This is a genomic window from Segatella baroniae B14 (assembly GCF_022024235.1).
Taxonomy (GTDB): domain Bacteria; phylum Bacteroidota; class Bacteroidia; order Bacteroidales; family Bacteroidaceae; genus Prevotella; species Prevotella bryantii.
The window spans coordinates 2,000,512-2,023,525 of record NZ_CP091799.1 but is presented as its reverse complement, the minus strand read 5'-3'; the positions used below and the strand labels follow the sequence as shown (position 1 = coordinate 2,023,525).

Here is a 23,014-nt window from a genome sequence, read left to right as displayed (position 1 = left end):
AAAAATACTTGTTTTTAAGTCAAAATTCAAAGAAAGTTAATAAAATACTTGCTTGATAATAAAAAACTTTGTAATTTTGCAATGTTCAGAGGAATGAGGGGCTCACAAAGAGTTCCTCATTTTTTTATAATAACATTTATATGATAGACAAAAACGTCGTAAAAAAGTTAGTTGATGAATGGTTGGAGGATAAAGAGTATTTCCTCGTTGACATTCAAATTAGTCCAGACGATAAAATCGTAGTTGAAATTGACCATGCTGACGGCGTGTGGATAGAAGATTGTGCAGAATTAAGTAGATTTGTCCAAGAACATTTGGATCGTGATCAGGAGGATTACGAATTGGAAGTTGGTTCTGCAGGCGTCGGTCAGCCTTTTAAGGTAGCTCAACAATATGTTAATAATATTGGCAAAGAGGTTGAGGTACTTGATAATACGGGTAAAAAGATTAAGGGTATCCTGAAATCTGTTGATGGTAATAACTTTGTCGTTTCTGTATCAGAAAAGGTAAAGGTAGAAGGTAAAAAACGTCCTGTTCTACAGGATGTAGATTATGCATTCCTCATGGATCAGGTGAAATATACTAAATACGTAATAAGTTTCAAATAAGATATGGCAGTTAAAAAGAATGAAGGTGAAACCATGAGTATGATTTCGACATTCAAAGAGTTCAAGGAAACTAAGAATATCGATCGTACAACATTGGTAAGTGTACTGGAGGAAAGCTTCCGTAATGTACTCGCCAAAATTTTCGGTAGCGATGAAAATTTCGATGTGATAGTAAATCCAGATAAGGGTGATTTTGAGATTTACCGTAATCGTGTAGTTGTTGCTGATGGCGAAATTGAAGATGAAAACAAGCAGATTTCTCTGACAGAAGCTCGAAAAATAGAACCTGATTATGAGGTAGGCGAGGATGTAAGTGAAAAGGTAGATTTTTCAAAGTTTGGTCGTCGCGCTGTATTGAATCTCCGTCAGACACTTGCTTCTAAAATTTTGGAATTGGAGCATGATTCATTATATAATAAGTATAAGGATCGCGTAGGTCAGATTATCTCAGGTGAGGTATATCAGATTTGGAAACGTGAAGTTCTTATCGTTGATGATGAGAATAATGAACTTATTCTGCCTAAGTCTGAACAGATACCTGCAGACCAGTATCGTAAGGGTGAAACAGTTCGTGCAGTTATCGCTCGTGTTGATAATGAAAATAATAATCCTAAGATTATTTTGAGCCGTACAAGCCCTATGTTCCTTGAGCGTTTGCTTGAGGCTGAGGTTCCTGAAATTAACGATGGTCTTATTGCTATTCGTAAAATTGCTCGTATGCCTGGTGAACGTGCTAAAATCGCAGTTGAGAGCTTCGATGAGCGTATTGATCCAGTTGGTGCCTGTGTCGGTGTGAAGGGTAGTCGTGTACACGGTATAGTACGTGAACTTTGTAATGAAAATATCGATGTAATTAACTATACTTCTAACATCAAGTTGTTTATCCAGCGTGCGTTGAGCCCAGCAAAGGTTTCTTCTATTAATATTAATGAAGAAGAGAAGAAGGCCGAGGTATATTTGCAGCCAGAGGAAGTTAGTCTTGCTATTGGTCGTGGCGGTTTGAATATCAAGTTGGCTTCTATGCTTACAGAGTTTACTATTGATGTATTCCGCGAGATAGATGAAAATGAGGCAGAAGACGATATCTACTTGGATGAGTTCTCTGACGAAATAGATCAATGGGTTATTGATGCCATCAAGGGAATTGGTCTTGATACAGCTCGCCAGGTGTTGAATGCTCCTCGTGAAATGTTGGTAGAAAAGGCTGACTTGGAAGAAGAGACCGTTGATAATGTCATAAACATATTAAAAGCAGAATTTGAATAATAAGGAATATTAATGAGCATCAGATTAAATAAAGCATTACGTGAATTAAACATAGGACTTCAAACGGCAGTTGAATTCCTAGAAAAAAGAAGTGACCTGGGTGAGGTCAAAGCTGAACCGAGTTTCAAACTGAATGATAAGCAGTATGAAGCTCTGAACAAAGCATTTAAGCAAGATGCTGAAGTTCGTAGTGAGGCGGAGAAACTTTTCCAGAAAAAACCAAAAGAAAAGAAGCGTTCAAACGAGCAGAAGAGTCATCATGCTGAAGATTTCCTAAAGTCGGATAAGCCACAACAGAAATTTACACCGTTGGGCAAAATCGATTTGGATAGTATTGGTAAGAAACCTACTGCTAAGTCTGCTGCTCCTGAACATAAAGAGACGTCCTCAAAACAGGCTGCTGCCGTCAGCCAAGCGTCTGTAAACAACGCCGCTCCTAAGGCTCCAGAGAGTAAAGTGACGGAAACTCCTAAGGCTCAGAAGGTTGAACAAACTCAGTCTCAGGAATCGGAAGCTCCAAAGGCTCAGTCAGCAGTTCATACTCAGCCTGTTGCTCAGAAGCAAGAGAATTCGGCATCAACTCCAAAACCAGTGGAACAAAAAAATCAGACTCCTGTAGAAAAAAAGCCTGTAGAAAATAAACCAGTACAGGCAAGTAATCAGACTGAAGAAAAGTCTGAAGTGTTTACCCTCAAGAGCGAGCGTAAGATTGTAGCTAATGAGCCTAAGGTTCTTGGTAAAATCGATTTGAGCGCTCTTAATCAGAGTACTCGTCCTAAGAAAAAATCTAAGGAAGAGCGCCGTAAAGAGCGTGAGGAAAAAGCTGCTCAGAATGGTCAGTCAAAGAAGAAGCGTGTCCGTATTAATAAGGAACGCGTTGACATTAATGCAGCAGCTAATCAGCAGGGTGGTAATGCTAACAACAACCGCAACAATAATAACAATAACGGCGGTGGTAAAAAGAATAATCGTAACAAGCGTGGCAATAACAATAATAACCGTAATCAGAAACCTTTAGAAGTAGATGATGAGGCTGTTGCACGTCAGGTAAAAGAGACACTTGCACGTCTTACTAGCAAAACTCAGAACAAGAAGGGCGCTAAGTATCGTAAGGAAAAGCGTGAAGCTGTTCAGGAGAAATTGGCTAAAGAGGCTAATGCTATGAACAAGGAAAGTAAGACTCTGAAGCTTACCGAGTTCGTAACTGTAAGTGAATTGGCTACAATGATGGATATCAGTGTTACTCAGGTTATTTCTACCTTGATGAGTGTTGGTATCATGGTATCTATCAATCAGCGCCTTGATGCAGAAACCATTAATATGGTTGCTGGCGAATTCGGCTTCAATACGGAGTATGTTAGTGCAGATGTACAGGAAGCTATCAGCGAAGAGCCAGATGATGAAGAATCTCTGACTTCACGTGCTCCGATTATTACGGTTATGGGTCACGTTGACCATGGTAAGACCTCTTTGCTCGACCATATTCGTAATACTAATGTTATTGCTGGTGAGGCTGGTGGTATTACACAGCATATCGGTGCTTACAGTGTAACCTTGAAGAATGGTCGTAAAGTAACCTTCCTGGATACTCCAGGTCATGAGGCCTTTACTGCGATGCGTGCTCGTGGTACTCAGGTTACAGATATCGCCATCATTATCATTGCTGCCGATGACTCAGTGATGCCTACAACTAAGGAGGCTATCGCTCATGCACAAGCTGCTGGTGTACCTATGGTTTTTGCAATTAATAAAATAGATAAACCTGGTGCTAATCCAGATCGTATTCGTGAGGACTTGGCTAATATGAACCTTCTCGTTGAAGAGTGGGGTGGTAAGTATCAGTGCCAGGAAATCAGTGCCAAGAAGGGGCTTGGTGTAGAGGAACTGCTTGATAAGGTTCTCCTTGAAGCTGATATGCTCGAACTCAAAGCAAATCCAAACCGTAAGGCTACGGGTAATATCATAGAATCTTCTTTGGATAAGGGTCGTGGTTACGTTTCTACAGTGTTGGTAAGCAATGGTACCTTGAAAATTGGTGATATTGTGATTGCCGGAACTTCATGGGGTCGTATCAAGGCTATGTTCAATGAGCGTAATGCTCGTATTGAGACAGCTGGTCCTGCAGATCCATGTATTATTCTTGGTCTCAATGGCGCACCTACAGCTGGTGATAGTTTCCATGTACTCGAAACTGAGCAGGAAGCACGTGAAATTGCTAATAAGCGTGAACAGTTACAGCGTGAGCAAGGCTTACGTACTCAGAAGCGTCTTACTTTGGGTGATATTTCACATCGTATCGCACGTGGTGAGTTCCATGAACTTAATATCATTGTCAAGGGTGATACTGATGGTTCTATTGAGGCACTGTCAGACTCTTTCTTGAAGTTGAGTACTGAGAAGGTTCAGGTAAATGTTATCAACAAGGCCGTAGGTCAGATTTCAGAAAACGATGTTATGTTAGCATCAGCTTCAGATGCGATTATCGTAGGTTTCCAGGTTCGTCCTTCTTCTGATGCTCGTAAGCTTGCTGATCGCGAAGGTGTAGAAATCAATACATACTCTATCATCTATGATGCAATCGACGATGTAAAGGCTGCTATGGTAGGTATGCTTGATAAGGTGAAGAAGGAGGTTATTACAGGTCAGGTAGAAGTTAAACAGGTATTTAAAATTTCCAAGGTGGGTACTATTGCCGGTGGTCTTGTTACTGAGGGTAAGGTACATGCTAAGGATAAAGCCCGTGTCGTACGTGATGGTATTGTTATTCGCACGGCTCCTATTGCAGCATTGAAGCGCTATAAGGATGATGTGAAGGAAGTACCAATGGGTATGGAATGTGGTATCAGCCTCGTTAACTATAATGATATCCTTGAGGGTGATGTTATCGAAACCTTCACGGAAATCGAAGTTGAACAGAAACTATAGTAACAATTGTTACCATCTCTAGGGGTGGTACACTTTTTGCTATCATATATTATAGGGGCGGATGTGGCATCCGACCCTATAAACGTAAAAATAGGTATTGATATATTATGGCAGAAACACAGCAAAATGAGTTTGTACGTGAAGTGGCAGAGAAGAAGTATGAGTACGGCTTCACTACCGACGTGCATACCGAGATCATCCCTAACGGACTCAATGAAGATATAGTTCGTTTGATCTCGCAAAAGAAAGGGGAGCCGGAATGGATGCTCGACTTTCGACTGAAAGCCTATAATTATTGGAAGACATTAGAACAGCCTTCGTGGGGTCATGTTCATGTGCCAGAAATAGATTATCAGGCAATATCTTATTATGCCGATCCTTTGGCAAAAAAGCCAAAGAATAAGGAAATCGATCCAGAGTTAGAGAAAACATTCGATAAGCTTGGTATTCCGTTGGAAGAACGTTTGGCGTTGAGTGGTACTGCTGTTGATGCAATTATGGACTCTGTGTCTGTCAAGACTACTTTTAAGGAGAAGTTGGCAGAGAAGGGGGTTATATTCTGCAGTATCGGTGAAGCTGTGAAGAGTCATCCTGATTTGGTTCAAAAGTATTTAGGTACAGTTGTACCTTATCGCGATAATTATTTTGCAGCATTGAATAGCGCTGTGTTTAGCGACGGTTCTTTTGTGTATATTCCTAAGGGAGTACGTTGTCCGATGGAATTAAGTAGTTACTTCCGAATCAATGCTCGTAATACAGGTCAGTTTGAGCGTACATTAATCGTTGCCGAAGATGATGCCTATGTTAGTTATCTTGAGGGATGTACGGCCCCTATGCGTGATGAAAATCAACTTCATGCAGCTATCGTCGAGATCATTGTCATGAATAATGCTGAGGTGAAGTATTCTACAGTTCAAAACTGGTATCCTGGTGACGAGAATGGTAAAGGTGGTGTGCTCAATCTGGTGACTAAGCGAGGCGACTTACGTGGTACTAACTCCAAATTAAGTTGGACGCAGGTAGAAACTGGTTCGGCTATTACTTGGAAGTATCCTTCTTGTATTCTTCGAGGTGATTATAGTCAAGCTGAATTTTATTCAGTTGCGGTAACTAATAATTATCAGGAGGCAGATACTGGTACTAAGATGATCCACATGGGTAAGAATACCAAGAGTACTATTATCTCTAAGGGAATCTCTGCAGGTCATAGCCAGAATTCTTATCGTGGTTTGGTACGTGCTACTTCAACAGCAGATAATGCTCGTAACTATAGTTCATGTGATAGTTTATTGTTGGGTAGCAATTGTGGTGCTCATACTTTCCCATATATGGATATTCATAATAATACAGCTGTTGTGGAGCATGAGGCTACAACCTCTAAGATTAGTGAGGATCAGTTATTCTATTGTAACCAGCGTGGTATCCCAACCGAGGAGGCAGTTGGACTTATTGTGAATGGTTATGCTAAGGATGTCTTGAATAAGTTGCCTATGGAGTTTGCTGTAGAGGCTCAGAAGTTACTTTCTGTATCTCTTGAGGGAACTGTAGGATAAACATAAAAACTAGAGAATTATGTTAGAAGTTAAAGATCTGCACGCAACTATCGCGGGCAAAGAAATATTAAAAGGTATCAACCTTACAGTTAATGATGGTGAAATTCATGCCATTATGGGACCTAATGGTTCTGGTAAGTCAACCTTGTCAGCTGTTCTGACAGGTAACCCGCTCTATACCGTAACAGGTGGTGAGGCTATCTTCAACGGTAAGAATTTGCTCGATATGAAACCAGAAGATCGTGCTCGTGAAGGCCTTTTCCTTTCATTCCAATATCCTGTAGAAATACCAGGAGTCAGTATGACAAATTTCATGAAGGCTGCGGTAAATGCAAAACGAGAATATGAAGGAAAAGAACCACTGAAAGCAGCTGATTTTATGAAGCTGATGCGTGAAAAACGCCAGCTTGTAGAACTCGATGCAAAATTGTCACATCGTTCTGTAAATGAGGGCTTCTCTGGTGGTGAGAAAAAGCGTAATGAGATCTTCCAAATGGCTATGCTCGAACCAAAACTGAGTATCCTTGATGAGACCGACTCTGGTCTTGATGTTGATGCTATGCGTATTGTAGCTGATGGAGTCAACAAAATGCATAATGAGCATACTTCTGCTATTGTTATCACACACTACGAGCGTCTGCTCGATATGATCAAGCCAAGTGTTATCCATGTTCTCTATAAAGGTAGAATTGTGATGACAGCAGGTCCTGAACTAGCCAAGGAAATCGAAGTAAAAGGCTACGAGTGGATCAAAGAAGAGGCTGATGCTAAGTATGGTGATTAACTAAGGTAAGAATATGTCAAGCGAGAAACAATATATAGAATTATATACGACAGCCCGAGAGATGATCTGCAAGCATGCTGCAGAGCCTCTTAATGCTATTCGTGACAAGGCCTTCGAGGACTTCAAGAAGCAGGGCTTTCCTTCGAAGAAGGTAGAACGCTACAAGTATACCAATATGGATAAGTTGTTTGAACCTGATTATGGTTTGAATCTTAATCGTTTGGAAATACCTGTTAATCCGTACGATGCCTTTCGTTGTGATGTGCCAAATTTGAGCACTTCTCTTTATTTTGTTGTCAATGATGCTTTCTATACCAAGGCTCAACCTAAGACGACTCTTCCTGAGGGTGTTATCGTCGCCTCTTTGAGCCATGTAGCTGCTACATGTCCTGAGTTGGTCGCTAAGTATTATGGTAAGCAAGCTAAGACAGAAGAAGATGCCATAACTGCTTTGAACACGATGCTGGCACAGGATGGTCTTATGGTATATGTACCTAAAAATGTCAAGATTGATCGTGCTGTTCAGGTTGTTAATATCCTTCGATCTGACGTGGACCTGATGATTAATCGTCGTGTTCTTATTGTGCTCGAAGAGGGTGCTGAGGCTACGTTCTTGTTCTGTGATGACTCTGCTGATGATCGTAATTTCTTGACTACTCAGGTTATTGAGGCTTTTGTAGGTGAAAATGCTAAACTCGAACTGAATTGTTTGGAAGAAACTCATCTCAAGAATACGCGTGTCAGCAATGTCTACATCGAACAGCAGGCCAATAGTCGAGTTTATCACAATGTAATTACTTTGCATAATGGAATTACTCGTAATAAACTTGACTTGGTATTTAAGGGTGAAGGTGCAGAGTGTTATTGTAATGGCTGTGCCATTGAAGACAAGAATCAGCATGTTGATAATAATACGCTGATAGATCATCAAGTTCCTCATTGTGATAGCCATGAACTTTATAAGTATGTGCTTGATGAGAATGCTGTAGGAGCCTTTGCAGGTAAAGTACTGGTTCGTAAGGAAGCGCAGAAGACAACATCTCAGGAAACCAATCAGAATCTGGTAGCCACCAAAACAGCTCGTATGTATACACAGCCTATGCTCGAAATATATGCTGATGATGTGAAGTGTGCACATGGTTCTACTGTAGGTCAGTTAAATGATGCTGCTATGTTCTATATGCAGCAGCGTGGTATTGACCAAAAAGAAGCTAAAATGCTGTTAGAATTTGCTTTTATTAATGAAGTTATCGATCAAATGACACTTGAGCCACTACGTGACCGCCTTCATCATTTGGTAGAAATGCGTTTCCGTGGCCAGCTTAATAAGTGCGAAGGTTGTAAACTTTGCAAATAATAGAAAGGAGTTTGAAATGTATGATATTAACCAGGTACGTGCTGATTTTCCAATACTATCGCGTCAAGTATATGATAAGCCTTTAGTATATCTGGATAATGGTGCTACCACCCAAAAACCTTTGTGTGTACTCGATGCAATGCGTGCCGAGTATCTTAATGTAAATTCAAATGTTCATCGTGGTGTGCATTGGATGAGTCAGCAAGCTACTGAACTGCATGAAGCAGCTCGTGAAACTGTGCGCAAATTTATTAATGCAAAATCTACTACAGAGATTGTCTTCACCAGAGGTACTACAGAGGGCTTGAATCTTGTTGCATCATCATTCTGTGATGAGTTTATGCAGGAAGGCGATGAAGTGATAGTATCTACAATGGAGCATCACTCTAATATCGTACCTTGGCAGTTACAGGCTCGTAAGAAGGGTATCGTGCTCAAAGTCATTCCGATGACAGATAAGGGCGAACTTATCATGGATGAATTTGAAAAACTGATAACACCTAAAACCAAACTGGTCAGTGTGATGCATGTCAGTAATGTTTTGGGTACAGTTAATCCTGTAGAAGATATTATTCGTATTGCTCATGAGCACGATATTCCTGTAATGGTTGATGGTGCACAGAGTACTCCACATTTCAAGGTTGATGTACAGGCGTTAGATTGTGACTTCTTTGTTTTTAGTGGTCATAAGATATATGGTCCTACAGGTATCGGTGTTCTTTACGGTAAAGAAGAGTGGTTAGACAAGCTACCCCCTTACCAAGGTGGTGGTGAGATGATCGATCACGTGAGTTTTGAGAATACTACTTTTGAGCGTCCACCTTTGAAGTTTGAAGCAGGAACACCTGATTATGTTGCTTCTCATGGTCTGGCTGTAGCCTTGGATTTTGTGAGTGCATTGGGTATGGATGCAATCTATGCCCATGAGCAGGAGCTTACCCGTTATTGTACAGAGCGTTTCCAGGAAATAGAGGGAATGCATATCTTTGGTCAGTCCGACCATAAGGATGCGGTAGTAAGCTTTCTTGTTGGCGATATCCATCATATGGATATGGGTACCTTGCTTGATCGTTTAGGCATTGCTGTCCGCACAGGTCATCACTGTGCGCAGCCATTGATGGACCGCTTAGGTATTCTGGGCACAGTCCGTGCTAGTTTTGGTCTGTATAATACCAAGGAAGAGGTAGATATCCTGGTAGAAGGTATCAAGCGTGTTAGCAAAATGTTTTAATATCATGCTATTTCTCAACAAGTCATATAGGGGGCTGATTATCATGGGATAGTCAGCCCTTATGTCATGTAGGAATAGAATTAGATATCTGCATTTTTGCACTGTATGAAAGTATAAACCATCCAAATACCAAGTGCGAAGCGTAGTAGAATAGACATGTCAGCTGGGAAAATACCGAGAAAGAAAGCTGTTTGTGCTTTAATGAGTAACCAAGTCTGTTGCATGGTTATGTTTTTTCCAAGTATGCCACTATAATATAGGCGCAACCATTCTGCCGGCATTTTAACTTTTTGAGTGATGGATGTCCAAGTCCCAATCATTCTTTTAAAAATGCTTTTAGTTGTTTCGCGGTTGCTCATGTTTACTGATAAAGTCACATTCTTTTCCATAATCTTTGTCTTTAACTAATTACTGTTTGCAAAGATATAGAATGGTTGTGCAATAAAAGTTCACTTAAAATATTAGTGTGTTAAAAACGAAATTTATTAAGAATTATTAAGAAAATAGCCCAATGTTAGAGTCACATTACTATACAGATTTAATTGAGGCCGGTTGTGATGAGGCTGGTCGTGGATGTTTGGCAGGTAGTGTATATGCAGCAGCAGTGATTTTGCCAGCCGATTATAACAATCCAGAATTGAACGACAGTAAACAACTATCGTTGAAGAAGAGATATGCGCTACGTGAGCAGATTCAGAAAGATGCTGTAGCTTGGGCTATTGGTGTTGTTACCCCTGAGGAAATCGACAAAATCAATATATTGCATGCTAGTTTTCTGGCGATGCATCGGGCTATAGAACAGCTCCAAGTAAAACCTCAGGCTTTAATTATCGATGGTAATCATTTCGATCCATATAAGGATCTTCCTTATACAACAATAGTCAAGGGAGATAGTAAATACCAGTCAATAGCAGCTGCCAGTATTCTTGCCAAGACCTATCGTGATGACTATATGAAGGCTTTGGCCGAAGAGTATCCTTATTACGACTGGGCAAGCAACAAGGGTTATCCTACCAAGAAACATCGTCTGGGTATTCGCGAGCATGGAGTAAGTCCATATCATCGTAAGAGTTACAATCTTTTGGGAACAGGAGAATTGAGTTTAGACTTTAAAGACGAGTAGTAATGCGACACGATAAAATGGAAAAGGAGCTCCGCCTGATGTTAATTCTGGTGGAGAATCATAAACTTGATGTGAATGCCATTTGTGAGAGAATGGATATTTCCCGTCGTATGTTTTATTATTATTTAGAGAGTTTTCGTACATGGGGATTTAAAGTGGAGAAGGATGAAGCGAGTGTATATAGTATCGATCGCGAATCACCATTTTTGAAACAACTCTATGAAACCATTAATTTTACGGAGGATGAAGCTATTACGATCCGTAAGGCACTTGATGTGGCTGGTGGCAATAATGCTATTGTAGACCGTATAAATCGTAAATTGGCTAATTTTTACGACTATAAAATTCTATCAGATCCAGAAGCTCGTCTACAAGCGGCTCATAATATTACAGTACTCTATGAGGCTATCAAATATAAACGATTGGTAAAGATAGAAAAATATTCTTCCCCGCATAGTCAGTCGGTATGTGACCGAATTGTTGAACCATTTCTGTTGATGAATAATAATAATGACGTACGTTGTTATGAGTTGAAATCGGAGATGAACAAAACTTTCAAGATATCCCGGATGGGCAACGTTACGATGTATGATTTGTCGTGGGAGCACGAAGAGCGTCATAAGCAGGTGTTTACCGATATATTTATGTTTAGTGGCGAGAAAATATATCCTATAGAGTTGCGGTTAGGACAACTCTCTCACAATTTGCTAGTAGAAGAGTATCCAGCTTCAGCCAAGTATATAACGCAAGAAGACGAACATCATTGGCATTTGCAAATGAATGTTGCCAGTTATCTTGGTATCGGCCGTTTTGTTTTAGGACTCTTATCAGATATCGATGTCCTCGGCGATGAGGCATTCAAGAACTATTTGAAGAATCAGTTGAAGGAAAATGTTAAACGCTTTTGACACTTCTATTGCTTATTTTGTAAAAATTGCGTATAAACCTAATTATAGTATACTAATTATTACATTTTTCATGGATATTCTAACAGTTTTAAAGAGTTTATATGATTTTTACTGCTAATGAATGTTAAATATTTATGGTTTTATACGCAATAATTTGTTTTCCTTATTAATATATGGTAATTTTGCCAATCGTTTGCCTGCATGGGTGAATTGTATCTTGAAATGTAGTGTACGACAATATGATACGAGCTGTTTTTGTGAGAGAAATTAGCAGGATTTTATGAGAATAAATTAGTGTTATATGTCGCAGAAAGAAATTATAACTATAAACATTTTAATTAAAAAAATCGAGAGGGATTTATGGAAAAAAGACTAAAGATGGTTTTAGCTGGTCTTGTCCTGTCTGCAGGGATGGCTATGGCTCAAACACAAATTAGTGGTACAGTGATCTCTGCTGAAGATGGACAGCCAGTTATTGGTGCGTCTGTAAAAGTAGTAGGCACAAAAATGGGTACAGTTACCGATATTGATGGTAACTTTTCTTTGAATGCTCCTGCAGGTTCTAAGTTGGAAATTTCATACATTGGTATGACTTCTCAAACTGTATCTGCTAAGAGTGGCAAAATGAACATCAATCTTCAGGCAGATCGTCAGAATTTGGATGAAGTGGTTGTTGTAGCTTATGGTACAGCAAAGCGCCAAAGTATTACAGGTGCTGTTACTTCTATTGATGCCAAAAACATTGAGAAGCGTATTGGTACATCTGTAACAGGTGCTTTGGAAGGTAGTGCTCCTGGTATTCAGGTTAACTCTACGTATGGTGAGCCTGGTGCTGCGCCTAAGATTAGTATCCGTGGTATTGGTACTTTGACCAAGTATGATGCTGAAGGTAATGATGCATCTGCACCTTTGTTCGTAGTTGACGGTGTAGCTTACAATGGTAACATTGCTGATATCAATCCGAACGATATTGCCAGCATGTCTGTACTGAAGGATGCCGCTTCTGCTGCTTTGTATGGTAACCGTGCTGCTAACGGTGTGATTATTATTACCACAAAGAACGGTCGTTCAGCTTCTAAACCAACTTTTTCTGTTAAGATTAACCAAGGTATTTATACCCGTGGTATTAAAGAATATGAGCGATTGGGTGCAGACCAGTGGATGGAGGCTTCTTGGCAAGCTTTGAAGCACTATGCTATGACTAATAGTGCACTGGCTATGAATGAGACTGATGCAGCTGCTTATGCAACAAAGAACCTTATCAGTACAAATGCAAAGCGTAATATCTATGATGCTGCTGATGATGCTCTGTTTGATGCCAATGGTAAGTTGATCGCTAATCGTTTGCCATATTATGATGATTTAGACTGGAACGATGCTATCGAGCGTAATGGTCATCGCCAAGATTATAATGTAACCGCTCAGATGGGTTCTGACAAGTTTAATGTATTCTCTTCTTTCGGCTATTTGAATGAAAAGGGTTATATCGTAGGTAGCGGTTATGAGCGATTTACAGGTCGTGTAAACTCAATGTTTAAGCCAAACAAATACTTTGAAATGGGTATCAATGTGAATGCCACATTCAGCCAGCAGAGCTATAATAGTAATGCTGAAGGCACCTATAATGCTAACCCATTCCATTCAGCCCGTTTCATGGCTCCTATTTATCCTTATTATAAGCATAATAGCAATGGAGAGTATGTTTTCGATTCAAATGGTAACAAGCAATACGATACTTCTTCTTCTTATTTGGGTAACTATAGCATTGCTTATGTATTGCGCCATAATACAGACGATAAGGATAACAACCAGTTGGGTGGTCAGGCTTACTTGACAGTTAATCTTCCTTATGATTTCAGTGTTACAGTAAAGGGTGACGTAAACCGTTTGGTTACAGCTGAAGAAAAATATGATAACCCACTGATTGGTGATGGTGCAACTAATAATGGTCGTTTTACCCAGTCTACTTTGCGCCGTTATACTACAACCAGTCAGCAGTTGTTGAACTGGAATCATGATTTTGATATCCATCATATAGATGCTTTGTTTGGTCATGAGAGTTATAAATATAAACGTCAGTTGACTCGTACCATGAATACCAACATGGCAGTTGATGGTATTTATGCTATGAGTAACTTCTTGACCAACTCTTCGGCTGAAGGATATACGATGGAAGACCGTGAGGAGTCATATTTCCTCCGTGGTCGTTACAACTATGATCAGAAGTATTTTTTGGATGCTTCTATTCGCTGGGATGGCAGTTCTCGTTTTGCTGATGGCAAGCGTTGGGGTAGTTTCTTCTCACTCGGCGGTAGCTGGGATATTAAGCGTGAAGCCTTCATGAAGCCATATAATTGGGTAAATGATCTCCGTCTTCGTGCTTCTTATGGTGAGGTCGGTAACAACAAGGCTTTGGATTTCTATGCTTACCAGGCACTTTATTATATAGATAAGAATGCTGGAGACCCAGCTTTGATGAAGCAGTCTTTGGATGCCGGTGATATCAAGTGGGAAACCACTAAGACTATCGACGTAGCTTTAGAGGGTAAACTCTTTGACCGTTTGAATTTCTCTTTGGGCTATTTCAATAAGCGTTCTCAGGACTTGTTGATGGCTGTGAAAATGCCACTTTCTGCTGGATCTTTCTCTTACGGCGATACACGTAATATGACAGTGTTCCGCAATATCGGTTCTATTACCAATAGCGGTTTTGAGTTCACAGCTGATGTGGCTGTCGTCAAGAGTCATGGTTTCAAGTGGAATGTTGGTTTGGATGCTACATTCTTAAGCAACAAGATTAATGAGTTGGTTAACCATGAGGATTATGTACGTAGTTCTGTGCGTTTGTATTCTGAGGGTCACTCTCTCTATGACTGGTATACTTACCACTTTGAGGGTGTAGATCAGATGACAGGTCGTTCACTGTATACAATTGATCCTGATAAAAAGAGTGCTGCTGCAAGTAAGGGCATGCTTGTCACCATCAACGGTGTAGATTATACTTATGATGCTTCTACTTATGGTAAGAAGGATTTCCGTGGTACTGCTAAGCCTACTGTATTTGGTTCATTCCATACTGATTTGACTTGGAAAAACTTTACTTTGAACATGTTGCTAACTTACAGCCTCGGTGGTAAAATCTTTGATGAAACCTATCGACAGTTAATGAGTACAGCTACTGCCACTTCTGCTTCTGCTCTCCATGTTGATGTATTGAAATCATGGAATGGTGTTCCTGCAGGTATGACAGAAACTTCTGCAGATCGTATCCTTGTTGATGGTACTCCATTACTTGACTATACCAACAGCAACTATAATAATGCTGTCAGCGACCGTTTCTTGGTTAGTGCTTCTTACTTAGTATTCAAGAACATCAACTTGACCTACCGTGTACCGGTTAAGTATCTTCAGAAGATCGGTATCAATGGTATGACTGTTAACGCAGGTGTTGAGAATTTGTTGACGATTACTGCTCGTCAGGGTATGAATCCTCAGTACAGCTTCGATGGTATGTCAGAGGATACTTATGTTACACCACGTGTATGGAACTTCGGTGTTCAGTTTAATTTCTAAATCATCAAGATTGAAGATACAAATGAAAAAGTTAATCAAATCATATATTATTGCTGCACTTTGCTTACCAGCATTCGCTTCTTGTAGTAGCGATTTCCTGGATACAACTCCAACTCAGTCTGTCAGTACAGCTACCGCATTATCAACAACTTCAAATGGTTACAAGGTGCTGAATGGTATTGCAAAGTCTATGTCTACTCAGCAACATGCTTGGAGTCAGGGCTGTGCAGGTGAAAACCGTATTATAGCTATTTATGAGAACTATATGGATAATGATTTTGCCTATACCATGTATGAACCGGGATGGGCAACTCTCATGAATGGTACGTATTTTGAGAATTATACAACCTCTTATGCTACTTATCCTTGGTTCTATTACTATAACATCATTGGTCAGGCTAATACTGTAATTGCTCATATTGATGCTGCTGAAGGTTCTCAAGCTGATATTCAGTTTATCAAGGCCTCTGCGCTGACTTTCCGTGCCTATGCTTATGAAAAGCTATTGCACTATTACAGCGTACGTTGGCAGGATTCTGACAATGGTACCAAGCCTGGTGTTGTCCTTCGTCTGGATGAGTCTGTTGGTGAGATGCCACGTTCTACTATGGCAGAGTGTTATGCTCAAATCTACAGTGATTTGGATGATGCAATCTCACTCTTTGGAGCAAGTGGACTTGATCGTGAGAAGGGTAAGATTTGGTTGCCTAACTTGAATGTAGCTCATGCTGTATATGCACGTGCAGCTTTGACCAGGCAAGATTATAGTAAGGCGCTCTCTGAGGCTAAGTTGGCACGTCAGGGCTATGCTTTGATGGATAACAAGAGTTATGCAAGCGGCTTCTGTAAGCCTACCAGTGAGTGGATTATGGGTTCTTATGGAGATGCTTCTGAGAACAACTGGTATTGGAGTTTCGGTACTCAGTTTGCTTGTAATGGTTACAATGCCAGCAATGACTATGCTGGTGCCGGTGCTATCAGCAAGGACTTGACTGATCAGATTCCTGACAATGATGCTCGTAAGCAGTTATTCTTGACTGTTGATAAGTTGCCTTCATTTAAGGCAGATTCACAGGATGGTTATTATATGACCTATGGTATACTTGGTTTGTCAAGCGATGAGGTTTACCATGAGTGTGATTCTGTAGTTAATGCTAATGACTCTATCGCTAAGGCAAACTCTGGTATCAACTTTGCTCCTGCTTATCAGGGACTCATCGACGAAGAGACAAGCACACGGGCATTTTTCTTGGGTGCTCAGATGAAGTTCCGTGTATTCGATACTCCTGGTGTAAGTTATATTCCTTTTATCCGTTCTTCAGAGATGGTATTGATTGAGGCTGAGGCTAACTATTTCTTGGGTAATACAGCAGAGGCTCAGGCTAACTTGGTAGAGCTGAATGCTTCTACTGGTCGTGATGCTTCTTATTCTTGCAATAAGACAGGCAACGATCTCTTCGAGGAAATTGTAAAGTATCGTGGTCTTGAACTTTGGGGAGAGGGCTTTAACTGGAGCGACTTCAAGCGTTGGAAGCGTGATATTGTTCGTCATGACATTGGGCATGGTGGTAACTTTAATGCATCAGTTGCTATTACTGTCAGTGCAAATGACGATTGGACATGGTCAATTCCAGAAGATGAGATTACCTATAATAAAGCGGCGAACTCAGCTTCAAAGCAGGCAGAATAATTCTTTATAGTGAATATATAGTAAGGAGGGTATGTCAATAGACATATCCTCTTTTTTGATTTAAATGGTTATTGCGATTACTTTTCACTTTATGATGCAAAAATGGCGATGCACTGTGCACGCTTCTTGTACTTTAGAGAAAAAATGAACTTGTCTCATGAATTCTTGTTATATTTGCATCTGTATGTATGACTTCAGCTAAAGTCTCCTATATGATATAAAGGTACAAGTAAAACTCACAAATCATATCATGGATAAGAAATTGAAATTTACATTTGACATGGTGCCACCATCGTGGCCTTTATGTTTCGTTCAAGACTGTCCAATGGCTACAGCCTGTATTAGTCATTTAGCAGGGGAGCATGTTCCTGCTAACGTATCCTTTGGTCCTGCTGTTTATCCTACAGCACTTCATGATGGGCGTTGTGTACATTTCAAGCAGATACGTATTATGCGTGGTGCCTGGGGAATGAATGAACTCTTCCGACAGTTAACACGAGCGGATAGTGCTACTTTGCATAGGCGAGTGAAGGCTTATCTTGGGGGTAATGGTACTTATTATCGCTATAATAGGGGAGAGCGAGTGCTTACTCCTAATCAGCAGGAGAATATCCTTGCGATGTTCAAAAACTTTGGGTATACGAAATGTCTAGAGTTTGATCATTACCAAGATGTATATGACTTCTCCTAAGTTGTAGCTATCTTTGATTTGAAAACCTTAATTTATCCTTCCATCCTCCATCTTGATGTAGAGTGAGAAGAACAAATCATCTTATTACCATTATGTGGTAATGTCGTTACCAACCTTTGGTAACGTTGTTACCACATATTGGTAATCATGTTACCAAAGGTTGGTAATTGTTATTTGTACCATGCGTTTGGTGTGAATAAGTAGTAAAATTTACATAAAAATAGCGTTTTACCTATTAGATTATTACTTTTTTATTCAAAATAGTAACTTTTCGGTTATAAAATTTGTTTAAATTTAAAAAATAATATAACTTTGCACCCAATAAGAGGGAAATATTTTATTTAAGATATTTTGATTTGTACAGATTTAAATTTTTCGTATTTATTATAACTTTAAAACAGAGAGAGATTTTATGGAAAAAAGACTCATGACTTTTTTCGCCTGCTTATTCCTTAGTTTAGGAATGGCTTTGGCTCAGACACAAGCCTCAGGTACCGTACTTTCTAGTGAAGATGGAGAACCCGTTGTTGGTGCTTCACTGAAGATTGTGGGTACTAAAATAGGTGCAGTGACCGATATCGATGGTCACTTCTCAGTTGTTGTGCCTACAGGTAGCAAACTTGAAGTATCTTACTTAGGTATGATTACTAAGGTGGTTTCTGCTTCTAGTAACATGACCATCAAACTTGATCCAGACAATAAAGTGTTGGATGAAGTTGTAGTTACAGCTATGGGTGTTTCACGCGACAAGAAAGCCTTAGGCTATGCTGCTCAGTCATTGAATGCCAGCGAATTGAACAAGGCTGGTACATCTTCTTTGGCAAGTGCCATGCAAGGTAAACTTACTGGTGTTGATATTCGTACTTCATCAGGTGCACCTGGTGCTTCTGCCCAGATTACAATTCGTGGTGCACGTTCTTTCGATGGTAACAATACTCCATTGTATGTAGTTGATGGTATGCCTATTTCTTCTCAGGCTGACTATAGTACTGGTAACTCTGTAACCGGTGCTGACCAGGCAAGTCGAACTATTGATATCAACCCAGAGGATATAGAGTCTATCAATATCTTGAAGGGTCAGGCAGCTTCTGCTCTTTATGGTATTCGTGCTTCTAATGGTGTTGTTTTGATTACTACTAAGCGTGGTCACAAGCAGTCTAACAAGCCAGTGATTACTTTCTCTACAGATTTGAGTGCTCAGACTGTTAGCCGTAAGTTCAAACATCAGGATGTTTATGCTCAGGGTAACAGTATAGATGCATATAATCCAAACGCTTCAATGACATGGGGACCTAAGATTAGCGAATTGGCTAATGACCCAACTTATGGTGGTAATACTAATAATAAGTATACCAATGGTGATTTGACTTCACATGCTGGTCAGTACTATAATCCTAAATATGCATCTGCCGGTTTAGATGGTTGGACTACTCCTCAGACTTATGATAATGTAAGTGATTTCTTCAGAACTGGTTTCACCCAGAACTCTACCTTCAACATCTCTCAAATGAAAAATGATGTAAGCTACTCATTTAGTATCAGCGATACTTATCAGAATGGTATCATCCCTTCTACAGGTATGACCCGTACTGGTGCTCGTGGTGCTGTAGACTGGAAGGTGAACGATCAGTGGAAGACGGGTTTCTCAGCTAACTATAGTGCAGTGAAGATTACCTCTGCTCCTGGTGCTAACAATGGTATTATGAACGTGGTTTACTCTGCTCCTGCTGAGTATAATTTGAAGGGTACTCCTTACAGTGTTCCTGGTGACCCTACCAGTCAGGTCTTATTCCGTAGTACTACATTTAATAACCCATACTGGTGGGCTGACAATGATGAGTTCTCTCAGCACACCAACCGTGTATTTGGTAATGCATACGCAGAGTATCGCCCTAAGTTCAATTGGGATACAGATAAATATAACCTCGTTTTCCGTGAGCAGGCTGGTATTGATGTCTATACTACCAACAACAGTACAGTAGCTGAAATCGGTTCTGCTTATAACAATAAGGGTGAAGTAGAGAACTATGGTGTTCAAGTTAATATCTTCAACAACTTGTTTACTGCTAATTTCACAGCTAAGTGGGGTGCAGATAAAGAATGGGATTTCGGTTTCTTGCTCGGTAACGAGTTCAACCACGAAAGCAAGCGCTATTGGGATTACGATGGTTCAGGTTTGGCTTTCTATGGTCAGCCAGTTATTGGTAACACCACTTCTATCGATATTCATTCAGAATACAACCATCAGGAACGTACCGTTGGTACTTTTGGTCAACTCTCTTTATCTTGGAAGAATATGTTGTTCTTCACAACAACAGGACGTAACGATATTGTTTCTACTATGCCACGTGGCAACCGTTCTTTCTTCTATCCATCTGTATCATTGGGTTGGATTTTCACAGAGATTCCTGCTTTAAAGAGTGATTTCCTCTCTTATGGTAAATTGCGTACCTCTTATGCTCAGGTAGGCCAGGCTGGTCAGTTCTACAGTAACTATATGTATGTACCTTCTTATGGTAGTGGTATGTATATCTATACTCCTATTTCTTATCCTCTTGGTGGTGCAACGGCTTATTCTCCTTACTATGTCAAGTTTGATGAGAATTTGAAGCCACAGAATACTTCTAACTGGGAAATGGGCCTCGACTTAGGTCTCCTCAAGAATAGAGTAAAGGTAGAATACACCTTGAGTTATCAGGATGTAAAAGACCAGATCTTTGATGTTCCTACTGCTGGTTCTACAGGCTATCAGTATCTTCGTACCAATGCTGGTCGTATGACAACATGGGCTCACGAGCTTTCTGTTAAGGCTGCTATTGTAGAAAGTAAGGACTGGAATGTTGACTTAGGTGTTAACTTTACTTCAGTAAACAACAAGGTTAAGGAACTCGCTGAGGGTGTAGAAAGTATCATGTTAGGTGGTTTCGTAGAGCCACAGATACGTGCTCAGGCAGGTTACACCTATCCTAATATCTATGGTTACGCATTCAAGCGTGCAGAAGATGGTCAGTTGCTCCTCGTAGATGGTCTTCCACAGGCTACTTCTGCCAGTGTAAACCTGGGTGAATGTACTCCAGACTTTAACATGGGCTTCAACCTGAATGTAAACTACAAGCGTTTGAATCTTGCTGCTACATTGGATTGGCAGAAAGGTGGTCGCATGTACAACGGTACTATCTTGACCATGAATTATTTCGGTGCAACAGAAGAATCTCTTCCTTACCATGAAGGTACTATGGTAGCTGAGGGTATCGATGAGGCAACTGGTCAGAAGAATACCGTGGAGGTAAGCAAACAGGAATACTACCAGGCTTACAACGATGTTACTGAAGCAGGTATCTTCGATACAAGTTATTTGAAACTTCGCGACTTAACCTTGTCATACAATTTGCCTAAGTTCGCTGGTATTGATATGTCTGTATATGCTTTCGCAAGAAACATTCTGTTGTGGTCTAAGATGCCTAACCTTGATCCTGAAAGTTCACAGGGTAATGGTAACATGAGTGGTTATTTCGAGCGTTTCTCTGTACCTAACACTTCAAGCTTTGGTGGTGGTTTCAGAATTACATTCTAATTAAATTTATCAATTAAGAGAAAGGATTTCAATTATGAAAAAAATATATATGCTCGGATTTGCACTGGCTCTTTTCGGACTTGTTTCTTGTTCTGAAAACCAGTTGGATTCCATTAATAAGGATGAGGCTCACTCTGGTGTGGACATCGTGAATGCTAAGTTCCAGATCACAGAGGCTGAAACTTCTACCGTTTACTCTTTGCTTTGTGGAAACTACGCTTGGTATGTTTCTTCATATACAGAGCAACTCTTTGGTACAGGTAATAACCAGTTGAAGAACGTAGAGCTTCGTCATGCTTCAGAATTGGCAGGTAGTTCCGTATTCAACAATGAGTGGAACTCTACTTATACTAGTTTGAATAACATCGTTAATATCCGTAAGAAAGCTACAGACGGTATCAATGCTGGTCAAAGTGATGTAATGGGTATGGCAGAAGTGCTTGAGGCTATCAATTGGGGTGTTTTGACCGACCTTCATGGAGATATCCCTTATTCTGAGGCTTTTGGCGAAGTTGCAGCTCCTAAAATAGACAGCCAAAAAGATGTATATGACCATATTTTTAGTCTGCTTGATGATGCTATTGTTAATCTGGCTAAGGGTGGTTCTGAAGTTGGTTCTCAAGATATTCTTTTTGGTGGTAAGACTGCGAAATGGTTGGGCTTGGCTCACGCAGTTAAGGCTCGCTACTTGCTCCATACCTATGGTGTAAACAAAACTGATGATTTGCTGAAACAGGTTCTTGCAGAAGCTAATGCAGCTGTAGAGGCAGGTTTTGATGGTTGCAGTTTGAATGTATTCAATGGTGTAACAGCCGATAATTCTTGGTCTGCTTATTGGTGGAGTCGTTATTATATTGGAAGTTCAACAACTGTTGGCAACTTGATGAAGAACCGTAATGACCCTCGTTATGCACTGTATAACTTCAATATGTTTGAAAATGATGTAATCGCTACACCAGGTGATGACAAAATGGCTCAGGAGACAAAATATGTAAATGCTCCTGCGTGGTTGGAGAATGGTGCAGCTTCTTTACACATCTTCAGCAAGTCAGAGCTTTACTTTATCCTCGCAGAGGTTAAGGCTCGTTTAGGTCAGGATGCTACTGCAGATTTTGAAACAGCTGTTACTGCTTCTATGGAAGATTATTCTGACGCTTGTAGCCCTGTAACAGAAACAACAATCTCTGATTCTGAGATTGCAGAATATCTTGTAACAGAGAAGGTACTTTTTACAGCTAATCCTCTGAAGGAGATTTTTGTTCAGAAGTATTTGGCTCAGACTCGTGATGAGCAGTTGGAAACCTACAATGACATGCGTCGTTGTAGCTATGTAGATGGCAGCTATGCTGTTACCATGACTAACTCTAAGAATACACAGGGTGGTTTCAATCGTTGGCCTTTACGTTTGCCTTATGGTGACAGTGACGTGGTTTCTAATCCTAATGTTGCTGCTGCATTCGGCACTGGTAATGATGCTGGTAACTATGTATTTACAGAACCAGTATGGTGGGCTGGTGGCAATCGTTAATAAAAATAATAATACTCTCGATATTTAGGGCTGACCTTTAGGTTAGCCCTTTTTTATACAAAATTGCTATAATACTTTCAGAATAGAAGAATAAATGTTCAATAAAACAATAATATGAAAGAAAAATAAGTAAAAAAGTTGCTTTTTGATTATATTTTTTTGGGTAATTTCAAAAATATTAATATCTTTGCACTCAATAAGAA

15 protein-coding genes are annotated in these 23,014 nt (G+C 40.1%); 14 read left to right on the top strand and 1 reads right to left on the bottom strand.

The genetic code is table 11. The features are described from left to right. Positions 1–140 precede the first annotated feature (140 nt). The 7 genes from rimP to L6469_RS08625 all read left to right on the top strand — a co-directional run bounded on the left by rimP (position 141) and on the right by L6469_RS08625 (position 9,724). A complete protein-coding gene (gene rimP / locus L6469_RS08655) occupies positions 141–608 on the top strand; it encodes a ribosome assembly cofactor RimP (RefSeq protein WP_006282725.1) in 468 nt (155 codons plus the stop codon). Positions 609–611: 3 nt separating this feature from the next. After that, positions 612–1,874, top strand: a complete 1,263-nt coding sequence (gene nusA / locus L6469_RS08650) for a transcription termination factor NusA (protein ID WP_006282724.1) — start codon at positions 612–614, stop codon at positions 1,872–1,874. Between the two features lie 12 nt (positions 1,875–1,886). Beyond that, on the top strand, positions 1,887–4,799 hold the full coding sequence (gene infB, locus L6469_RS08645) for a translation initiation factor IF-2 (protein WP_006282723.1): 2,913 nt from the start codon (positions 1,887–1,889) through the stop codon (positions 4,797–4,799). Positions 4,800–4,906: 107 nt separating this feature from the next. Next, positions 4,907–6,352: a Fe-S cluster assembly protein SufB gene (gene sufB, locus L6469_RS08640; RefSeq protein WP_006282722.1), complete on the top strand. Its 1,446-nt coding sequence runs from the start codon at positions 4,907–4,909 to the stop codon at positions 6,350–6,352. A gap of 19 nt (positions 6,353–6,371) precedes the next feature. Next, positions 6,372–7,136, top strand: a complete 765-nt coding sequence (sufC, locus tag L6469_RS08635) for a Fe-S cluster assembly ATPase SufC (RefSeq protein ID WP_006282721.1) — start codon at positions 6,372–6,374, stop codon at positions 7,134–7,136. Positions 7,137–7,149: 13 nt separating this feature from the next. Next, positions 7,150–8,493: a Fe-S cluster assembly protein SufD gene (sufD, locus tag L6469_RS08630; protein WP_027453187.1), complete on the top strand. Its 1,344-nt coding sequence runs from the start codon at positions 7,150–7,152 to the stop codon at positions 8,491–8,493. 16 nt (positions 8,494–8,509) lie between these two features. Beyond that, entirely contained in the window at positions 8,510–9,724 is a 1,215-nt protein-coding gene (locus L6469_RS08625; protein WP_006282719.1) for an aminotransferase class V-fold PLP-dependent enzyme, read from the top strand. Positions 9,725–9,804: 80 nt separating this feature from the next. On the opposite strand, the gene L6469_RS08620 is transcribed toward L6469_RS08625, so the two are convergent. Further along, positions 9,805–10,113, bottom strand: a complete 309-nt coding sequence (locus L6469_RS08620; RefSeq protein ID WP_036857994.1) for a hypothetical protein — start codon at positions 10,111–10,113, stop codon at positions 9,805–9,807. Between the two features lie 122 nt (positions 10,114–10,235). On the opposite strand from L6469_RS08620, the gene L6469_RS08615 reads away from it, so the two are divergent. From L6469_RS08615 to L6469_RS08585, 7 genes are all read left to right on the top strand, one after another. Next, positions 10,236–10,847 carry a ribonuclease HII gene (locus L6469_RS08615; protein WP_006282717.1) on the top strand — a complete coding sequence of 204 codons (612 nt, stop codon included), beginning with the start codon at positions 10,236–10,238 and terminating at the stop codon, positions 10,845–10,847. Positions 10,848–10,849: 2 nt separating this feature from the next. Next, positions 10,850–11,755, top strand: a complete 906-nt coding sequence (locus L6469_RS08610; RefSeq protein WP_006282716.1) for a helix-turn-helix transcriptional regulator — start codon at positions 10,850–10,852, stop codon at positions 11,753–11,755. A 360-nt stretch (positions 11,756–12,115) separates the two neighbouring features. Continuing rightward, the gene (locus L6469_RS08605; protein ID WP_074802964.1) at positions 12,116–15,328 is read left to right on the top strand and encodes a SusC/RagA family TonB-linked outer membrane protein; all 3,213 of its coding nucleotides are present in this window, start codon (positions 12,116–12,118) and stop codon (positions 15,326–15,328) included. A 22-nt stretch (positions 15,329–15,350) separates the two neighbouring features. Beyond that, positions 15,351–17,018: a RagB/SusD family nutrient uptake outer membrane protein gene (locus L6469_RS08600; RefSeq protein WP_074802961.1), complete on the top strand. Its 1,668-nt coding sequence runs from the start codon at positions 15,351–15,353 to the stop codon at positions 17,016–17,018. Positions 17,019–17,268: 250 nt separating this feature from the next. Further along, positions 17,269–17,709, top strand: coding sequence for a DUF6078 family protein (locus tag L6469_RS08595; RefSeq protein ID WP_006281615.1), 441 nt, complete (start codon positions 17,269–17,271; stop codon positions 17,707–17,709). A 412-nt stretch (positions 17,710–18,121) separates the two neighbouring features. Then, on the top strand, positions 18,122–21,283 hold the full coding sequence (locus L6469_RS08590) for a SusC/RagA family TonB-linked outer membrane protein (protein WP_006281614.1): 3,162 nt from the start codon (positions 18,122–18,124) through the stop codon (positions 21,281–21,283). Between the two features lie 34 nt (positions 21,284–21,317). Next, the gene (locus tag L6469_RS08585) at positions 21,318–22,811 is read left to right on the top strand and encodes a SusD/RagB family nutrient-binding outer membrane lipoprotein (protein WP_006281613.1); all 1,494 of its coding nucleotides are present in this window, start codon (positions 21,318–21,320) and stop codon (positions 22,809–22,811) included. Positions 22,812–23,014: the final 203 nt, after the last annotated feature.